Genomic DNA, 8,286 nt, shown 5'->3' with positions numbered 1-8,286 from the left:
CGCCCAAGTCGAGCGCGTCAGGCGCTCGTATGCCTCCACGTACCTCGATCGCGTCCGCTCCACGATCTCCTCCGGCAGCTCCGGCGGCGGCGTCTCCGACCGCCGGTCCCACCCCGACGCCGGCGACGTCAGCCAGTCCCGTACGAACTGCTTGTCGAAGGAAGGCTGCGCCCGCCCCGGCGACCACTCAGCCGCAGGCCAGAAGCGCGACGAGTCCGGTGTCAGCACCTCGTCCGCCAGCACCAGCTCATCCCCCGCGAAGCCGAACTCGAACTTCGTGTCCGCCAGCAGGATCCCGCGGTCCCGCGCGATCTCCCGCCCCCGCCCGTACACCGCCAGCGTCGCCTGCCGCAGCTGCGCCGCGACATCCGCGCCCGCAGTCCGCGCGACCTCCTCGTACGACACGTTCTCGTCGTGCTCGCCGACCTCCGCCTTCATCGCGGGCGTGAAGATCGGCGCCGGCAGCTCCGAGCCGTCCACCAGGCCCTCAGGCAGCGCCAGCCCGCACACCGTCCGCGACTCCTCGTACTCCGCCAGACCCGACCCCGTCAGATAGCCGCGCGCCACGCACTCCACCGGGACCATCTCCAGCGACTTGCAGATGGTCACCCGCCCCTCCCACTCCGCGGGCGCGCCTGCGGGCACTTCCGTAGAGATCACATGATTCGGGATCAAATCCGCGAGCTGGTCGAACCACCACAGCGACAGCTGGGTGAGCACCCGCCCCTTGTCGGGGATCGCCGTCGGCAGCACCCAGTCGTACGCCGAGATGCGGTCGCTCGCGACCATCACGAGGTTTCCGGCCTCGTCGCGGTAGAGGTCGCGGACCTTGCCCGTGTGCAGATGCACAAGGCCGGGCACGACGGCGGGCTGGGGCTTCTCCACGAAACCGGACACGCGATCCCTCCGAGGGTTGCGGCAGCGATGCTGCCGATTCTCCCCCAGAGGGACCGGGTACCCGCACCAAGGGTTACGACCCGAGCGCCGGGTAGTCGATGTACCCGCGGTGGTCGCCGCCGTAGAAGGCCGCCGGGTCGCCCTCGTTGTACGGGCCGCCCGCCTTGACCCGGTCGGTCAGATCCGGGTTCGCCAGCCACAGCCGCCCGACGGCGACGACGTCGGCGACGTCCTCCGCCAGCACCTTCTCGGCCTCCGCGACCACATCGCGGCCGTCGCTCGCGAAGTTCAGGATGAGTGATCCGTCCCACGCCCGCCGCAGCTCCCGCGTCACCGCGCGGTCGGTCTCGAAGGCGTGCAGATACGCCAGGCCCAGCGGGTTCAGCCGCTCGATCAGCGCCAGGTAGGTGGGCAGCGAGCCGGACTCCCTGATCGCGGCGTTGAACTCGTTGTCCGGCGAGATCCGCAGCCCCACCCGCTCAGCCCCGATGGCGTCGACGACCGCCTGCGTCACCTCCACCGCGAAGCGGATCCGGTTCTCGACAGAGCCGGCGCCGTACGCGTCCGTCCGCAGGTTGGTGTTGTCGGCCAGGAACTGGTGGATCAGATAGCCGTTCGCCCCATGGATCTCGACCCCGTCGAAGCCGGCCGCCACCGCGTTACGGGCCGCCGAGGCGAAGTCCTCGATCACCCGGGCGATGTCCTCCAGGGTCAGCTCCCGCGGCGCCGGGTGGTCGAGCATCCCCTGGTCGTTCGTGTAGAGCGCCTCCCCGGTGGGCACCGGCGACGGCGCCTCCGGCAGCCCGCCGTCCGGGTAGAGGTACGGGTGCCCGACCCGCCCCGCGTGCATCAGCTGCGCGAAGATCTTCCCGCCCCCGGCATGCACCCGGTCGGTCACCCGCCGCCAGGCGGCGACCTGCTCCGCGCTGTGCAGCCCCGGCGTCTGGATATAGCCCTGGCCGCGCACGCTCGGCTGGGTGCCCTCGGTAATGATCAGCCCGGCGCCGGCCCGCTGCCCGTAATACTCGACGTGCAGATCGGTCACCAGACCGTCCTCGGCGGTGGCCCGGCTGCGCGTCATCGGCGCCATCACGAGGCGGTGCGGGAGGTCGAGCTTGCCTACGGTCACTGGTTCGAAGATGTTGTTCGTCATGTCTTCGACGCTAGATACGGGGGAATGGCCGCCGAATCCGTAGCGCTTCGGTAGTTGATTACGTAGCCGCCCACCACGGCCACGTAGAGGTCACCCAGGGGGCGTAAAGTCACGATGATGTTGTACGGGCGGGGTACCGAACTGGCCGAGCTCGACCAGGTGCTGGCGGCCGCGTGCGCCGGCGAGAGCCGCGCCCTCGTGCTGCGCGGCGAGGCCGGCATCGGCAAGTCGACGCTGCTCGCCGAGGTCGTGGAGCGCGCCCGCGGCAGCGGCATGACGATCCTGCGCGCCACCGGCGCCGAGGGCGAGCGGGACCTCGCCTTCGCCGGGCTGCTGCAGCTGCTGCGCCCCGTCGCCGACCGCGCGGAGCAGCTCCCCGGACCCCAGGCCGACGCGGTACGGGCCGCCCTCGGCACCGGCTCCGCCCGCGAGCACGACCGCTTCCTCACCGGCCTCGCCGTGCTCTCGCTCCTCGCCGAGGTGGCCGAGGACGGCCCGGTGCTGGTGCTGATCGACGACGCCCAGTGGCTCGACGAACAGTCCACCCAGGCGCTGCAGTTCGCCGCCCGGCGGCTCGCTGCCGAGGGTGTGGCGATGGTGTTCGCCACCCGCGACGACGAGCGGTACGCCGGTGCAGGGCTGCCCGAACTGGCGCTGTCCCGGCTGCGGGACGAGGACGCGCTCGCGCTGCTCGCCGGGCTCGACGTGCCGGCCGAGGCGCGGATACGGCTGCTCGCGGAGGCCGACGGCAATCCGCTGGCGCTGGCCGAGTTCGCCGCGGCCGCAGGGCGCGAGGGCGGCGGGCTCCCCGGCTCGGTGATGACCCCCGTGCCCGCCGCGGACCGGGTGCTGGCCCGCTTCCGGGCCCGTATCGCCGGACTCCCCGAGCGCACCCGCCTGATGCTGCTCTTCGCCGCCGCGGAGGCGCAGGGCGTGATCTCCTACCTCCTCCCCGCCGCCGAGTCGCTCGGCGTCGGCCTCGCCGATCTGGCGGAGGCGGAGGCGCAGGGCCTCGTCGAGGTGGCCGGCGGCCGGGTGACCTTCCGGCATCCCCTCGTACGGACCGCCGCCTATCTCGGCGCCCCCATGGCCCGCCGCGTCGCCGTCCACCAGGCGCTGGCCGCCACCTCCACCGACCCCGACTGCACGGCCGGGCACCGCGCCGCCGCGGCGATGGGCCCGGACGAGGACGTCGCGGCGGAGCTGGAGGCGTACGCGCAGCGCACCCTCGACCGCGGCGGCACGGCCTCGGCGGCCGCCACGTACGCGCAGGCCGCCCGGCTCACCCCGGACCCGGCCGAGCGCGCCCGGCGGCTGACCGCGGGCGCCTGGGCGGCGCAGCAGTCGGGGCACGCGGAGCAGGCGGCGAGCCTCGCCGAGCGGGCGTATCCGATGACTGCCGACCCGGTGGAGCGGGCCGAGTTGGCGTACATCAGGTCGTTCTGGTTCTTCGAGAAGGACGAGCCGGTCGAGGGCGGGCGGCTGCTGCTCGACCACGGCCCGGACGCCACCCCGCGGCGGGCCGCGGCGATGCTGCGGACGGCGGGCACGTACGGCTGGTTCGGCGGCGACGCGGCGACGCTGTGCCGCGCCGCCGAGCTGCTGGAGAAGCACGGCGACGGCTCCGCGGCCGACGCCGCGGTGCGCGGCCTCGCGCTGATCGCGGACGAGGACTACGAGCGCGGACTGCCGCTGGTCGCCGGGCTCCTCGATCCGGTGCCGGCGGACGGCCATGCGCGGCTGTTCGCCATCTCGCTCTCCTCGCTGCTCGCCGACGACGCCGTGCTGCCGCTGATCACCGAGGAGATCGAACGGGCCCGCGTGGACGGCCTCATCGGCCGGCTCCCGTATCTGCTGCATGTGCAGGCCCGGCTGCAGCTCTACGCCGGCCGGCACCGCGACGCGGAGGCGACGGCCGCGGAGGGCGCGGCGATCGCCCGCGACACGGGTCTGCGGGCCCGGATGGAACGGCTCGACAACCTGCTCGCCCGGATCGCGGCGATCGCGGGCGACGAGGACCGGGTGCGCTCCCTGGTCACCGACAGCCTTACCGCGGACGGCAATTACGGCCGGACCGCCTGGGCGCTGCTCGACCTCGGCCTCGGCCGGTACGAGGCGGCGCTGACCCGCCTGGAGGAGGCCCGCACGGGCAGCGTGCGGCACAGCGCGGCGCTGCTCTTCGCGGCGGCGGACCAGGTGGAGGCTGCGGTGCGGCTCGGCGCCCCGGACCGCGCGGTGGAGCCGGCCCGGCGGTTCGCGGCCTGGGCGGCGGCGAGCGGCCGGCCGTGGGCGCAGGCGGTGGCGCTGCGCAACGAGGCGCTGCTGACGGACACCACGGACCCGTACGAGCGCGCGGTGAAGCTGCACGCCGAGGGCTCCCCCGCTTCAGGGCGTCCCTTCGAACAGGCCCGCACCGAGCTGCTCTACGGCGAGCACCTGCGCCGCGCCCGGCGGCGGGCGGACGCGCGCGAGCAACTGCGGTCCGCGCTGGCCGCCTTCGAGCGCCTCGACGCCGCGCCGTGGGCGGAGCGGGCGCGCGCGGAGCTGCGCGCGACGGGCGAGACGCTGGCCTCGGAGCGGGCCGCGGCACCCGCCCTCGTGGACCGGCTCACGCCGCAGGAGCTGCAGGTGACGCGGCTGGCGGCGGAGGGGGTGAGCAGCCGGGAGATCGCGGCGCGGCTGTTCCTGTCGCCGCGGACGGTGGAATACCACCTGTACAAGGCGTATCCGAAGCTGGGGATCGCGAACCGGCGGGAGCTGGCGGGGCTTGACCTGTCGGGTTAGGACCAGCGGTTGGCGGTGAGCTTGAAGCTCGGCAGGTCCTTCAGCGACAGCATCGCCTCGTAGGTGCGCTCGTATCCGGTGTGGCTGATCCGCCAGACGCCGTCGGCGCCGCGCTCATAGCGGTCCTCGTAGAACGCGCAACCAGTGATCATCACGTCGAACTCGGTGGCGATCACGGTGTCCTCGAAGTGCCACGTCCCGGTTGCCCGGTCGCCGTCGACGTCGATCTCGGGCTGGCTGCAGCGGTGCGCGGTGATGACCTCGGGGCCGAGCTTCTCCCGCATGAACGCCAGGATCTCGTCGCGCCCGGTCAGCGCCACATCGGTGCCGAGCGCCGGGGTGCCGTAGGCGGCGGTGGCGTCGTCGGTCAGCGTCTGCGCGAGCTCGTCCCAGCGCTTGAGGTCGACGCAGCGCAGATAGCGGTACTTCAGCCGGCGGATCTCCTCGAGTGCGACCAGGTCCATGGCGGTCCCTCCTCCGTCGTTCGGCGGCGCGGAGGGGTCAGCTTGAGGCGCGGGCCTGCAATTGGCAATAGCTGACGGCCAGTCAGAAATGCGGCGAGGCGCCCGGGCGGCGAGCCCGGACCCCTCGTTACGAACCGGGTCAGGCCGCGACGGCCGCGGCTTCCCGCTCCGGCTGCTCCGCCTTGTCGCGCGTACGCGAGAACAGGCGGTCCAGGCCGAGGGCGCCGGAGCCGGTGAAGACGAGGAGGAGCAGCGCCCAGCAGAACATGGCGGAGGGCTCGCCGCCGTTCTCCATCGGCCAGAGCCCCTCGGGCTGGTGCACCTTGAAGTACGCGTACGCCATCGACCCGGAGGCGATGAACGCGGCCGCACGGGTGCCGAGTCCGAGGAAGACGAGCGCGCCGCCGACGAGCTGGATCACGGCGGCGTACCACCCGGGCCAGGTGTTGGCCGGGACGGTGCCGCCCTCGCCGTCGGCACCGCCGAGGACGCCGAAGAGCGACGAGGCGCCGTGGCAGGCGAAGAGCAGGCCGACGACGATGCGGAACAGGCCCAGCGCATACGGCTGGGCAGAGTTGAGTCTGCCGGTCATGGTGGGGGGACTCCATTTCGGCGGTCCGGGGACAGGACCGCGCTACTCGGGGACCCCGCTTAGGTTAGGTAACCCTAACCATGGCTGCAAGTTAAATCATTGTGACGCGATGCCATCACCGAAGCGAATCGTGACAAGAGCACCACCCTCGGCGGCCCGCCCCAGCGTCACCTCGCCACCCGATTCCTCGGCGGTACGCCGCGCGATGTCGAGCCCGAGCCCGGTGGATCCGTCCCCGCTGACGCCGCGTTCACCGGCGGTCGCCTCCGCAAATCCCTCGCCGCCGTCCGCGACCACCAGCTCCCCACCGGCTGTTACGGCCACCCGCAGCCCGACGCCCGCCGCCGTGTGATCGAGCACATTGCCGATCAGCGCGTCGAGCACCGCGCCCAGCTCGCCCTCCTCGACGGGCACCGGCACCGCCGCCTCCGGGACGGCCACCACCACCGCCCGCCCCTGGTCCTCCGCCAACGGCGCCCAGAACGCCACCCGTTCCCGCGCCACCGCCGCCAGATCGGACCGCGCCTCCCCCTCCCGCAGCGGCCGCCGCGCCGCCCGGATCACGTCGTCGACGCCGCGCTCAAGCCCTGCGACCCCGGCGGCGATACGTTCCGCCTCCCGCGCGTCCCGCAGCCCCTCCGCGTCCAGCCGCAGCGCGGCGAGCGGGGTCCGCAGCCGGTGCGCGAGATCGGCCGCGTTCTCCCGCTCCACCGTCAGAAAGCCGTCGATCCGCCCGGCGAGGTTGTTGAGTTCACCTGCCACCAGCCGCAGTTCCGGCGGCCCCGCGGGCTCCGCCCGCGCCGACAGATCGCCGCCCGCGAGCCGGTCGGCCACCCCCGCGAGCCGCCGGGTGGCCCCGACCAGCCGGGCCGCCAGCCGGTCGGCGACCAGCAGCCCGACCAGCATCAGCCCCGCCCCGAGCCCGGCGAGCCCCAGCCAGGACGCGAGCGTTCCGTCGTACAACTGCCCCTCGGACACGGCCACCTGCACCACGGCGGTGCGCTCGACGCCTTGCACGGGCACGAGCACCATCCGCCCGCCGCCATCGGGCTCGTACGTGAAGGCCTTGCCGGTCCGCGCCAGCTTCACGGCCCGGGTGACCGGCGCCGCGGCCCCGAGCACGTCGCCGTCCGGCAGGAAGACCGAAGTCCGCGGCAGTCCGGCCCCGTTGGCCCCCGCCAGCACCGGCTCGACGGTCCGCACTCCGCCTCCCCCGCGGGCGAGGGCCTGCCCGGTGACGGCGGCGATGGACTGGGCGCGCTGCGCGGCGTCGGCGGTGGCCCGGTTGGCGGCCTGGCTGCGGGCGAGCAGCCCGAGCGGCACCAGCAGCGCGACGAGGACCAGCGCGGTGGTGGCGGCGGTGAGCAGGAGCAGCTGCCGGCGCATCCGGGCGGCCTACTCGGGCGGCGGCGCGCTGAGCTTGACGCCGACGGTCCGCACCGTATGCAGATACCGCGGCTGCTGCGCGGTCTCCCCCAACTTCCGCCGCAACCACGACAAATGCACATCAACGGTCTTATCGGTCCCGCCCAGCGGCTGCTGCCACACCTCCGCCAGCAGCTCCCGCCGCCCGACCACCTGCCCCTGCCGCCGCGCCAGATAGGCCAGCAGATCGAACTCCCGCGGCGTCAGCTCGAGCACCCGCCCGTCGAGGGTCACCTCCCGCGCCGCCGGATCGACGACGAGGTGCTCCCCGACCCGTACGACCGGCTCCGCCTCATCGGCGCCCACCCGCCGCAGCACGGCCTTGATCCGGGCGTCGAGCTGTGCGGCCCCGAACGGCTTGACGATGTAGTCGTCGGCCCCGTCCCCCAGCGCGGCCACCATCTCCGGCTCCTCGTCCCGCGCGGTGGCGACGATCACCGGCACATCGCTCACGGCCCGCAGCATCCGCAGCACCTGCGCGCCGTCGACATCCGGCAACCCCAGATCTAGCACCACAAGATCGAACCGCTCCGTCACGGCGGCGTCGAGCCCCGCCATCCCTCCGGCCGCGGTGGCGACGGCATGCCCGCGGTCGCGCAGCGCGCGCACCAGCGCGCCGCGCAGCCGGGAGTCGTCCTCGACGACCAGTACGTGGGGCATGCGCCTCACGGTAACCACGGGAAGGACCCCGGCGGCAGGGCGGGCGGCGCCCTTTGGCTGCGCTTTAACCGGCCGTTAGGACGGCGTCGGGCATCCTGCCCGTATGCAGTGGCCTCCCCGCGCCCGCGCGACCCTCGCCGCCCTGGCCTGGGCGGCGGCCCTCGCCATCGCCGGCGGCCTCGGCGCCTGGTCCCTGCCGCATACGGACCCGGAGGGCGCTCACGCGAACCCCCTGGACGAGGCCGAGGTCCGCCGCCAGCTCAAGGCGGCGGACCCGCCCCCGACCGCAAGCCCGTCCCCGTCCAACACCC

At 73.8% G+C, this 8,286-nt stretch carries 7 protein-coding genes and 1 pseudogene; 2 read left to right on the top strand and 6 right to left on the bottom strand.

The window, feature by feature from the left end:
• Both G5C51_RS37475 and G5C51_RS37470 read right to left on the bottom strand, forming a co-directional pair.
• Positions 1–897, bottom strand: an 897-nt coding sequence (locus G5C51_RS37475) for a phosphoribosylaminoimidazolesuccinocarboxamide synthase (RefSeq protein ID WP_165244616.1), incomplete at its 3' end; no start/stop codon positions are given.
• Positions 898–970: 73 nt separating this feature from the next.
• Complete coding sequence (locus G5C51_RS37470; protein WP_165244614.1) at positions 971–2,050, bottom strand: alkene reductase; 1,080 nt, start codon at positions 2,048–2,050, stop codon at positions 971–973.
• Positions 2,051–2,164: 114 nt separating this feature from the next.
• On the opposite strand from G5C51_RS37470, the gene G5C51_RS37465 reads away from it, so the two are divergent.
• Positions 2,165–4,834, top strand: a complete 2,670-nt coding sequence (locus G5C51_RS37465; RefSeq protein ID WP_165244612.1) for an ATP-binding protein — start codon at positions 2,165–2,167, stop codon at positions 4,832–4,834.
• On the opposite strand, the gene G5C51_RS37460 is transcribed toward G5C51_RS37465, so the two are convergent.
• The 4 genes from G5C51_RS37460 to G5C51_RS37445 form a co-directional block, all read right to left on the bottom strand.
• Positions 4,831–5,298 (bottom strand): nuclear transport factor 2 family protein, encoded by a 468-nt coding sequence (locus tag G5C51_RS37460; protein WP_165244610.1) that lies wholly within the window; start codon positions 5,296–5,298, stop codon positions 4,831–4,833. The genes G5C51_RS37465 and G5C51_RS37460 overlap by 4 nt on opposite strands.
• Positions 5,299–5,437: 139 nt before the next feature.
• Entirely contained in the window at positions 5,438–5,890 is a 453-nt protein-coding gene (locus G5C51_RS37455; protein WP_165244608.1) for a DoxX family protein, read from the bottom strand.
• Positions 5,891–5,986: 96 nt separating this feature from the next.
• The gene (locus G5C51_RS37450) at positions 5,987–7,276 is read right to left on the bottom strand and encodes a sensor histidine kinase (protein ID WP_165244606.1); all 1,290 of its coding nucleotides are present in this window, start codon (positions 7,274–7,276) and stop codon (positions 5,987–5,989) included.
• A 9-nt stretch (positions 7,277–7,285) separates the two neighbouring features.
• Positions 7,286–7,975 carry a response regulator transcription factor gene (locus tag G5C51_RS37445; RefSeq protein WP_165244604.1) on the bottom strand — a complete coding sequence of 230 codons (690 nt, stop codon included), beginning with the start codon at positions 7,973–7,975 and terminating at the stop codon, positions 7,286–7,288.
• Positions 7,976–8,078: 103 nt separating this feature from the next.
• Between G5C51_RS37445 and G5C51_RS37440 the strand changes: the two are divergent.
• Positions 8,079–8,286 (top strand): annotated as a pseudogene (locus tag G5C51_RS37440) (hypothetical protein); the annotation flags it as partial.

Origin of the sequence: Streptomyces coryli (assembly GCF_011044975.1) — a bacterium.
GTDB lineage: Bacteria > Actinomycetota > Actinomycetes > Streptomycetales > Streptomycetaceae > Streptomyces > Streptomyces coryli.
This window is presented reverse-complemented; position numbering and strand designations above follow the sequence as displayed.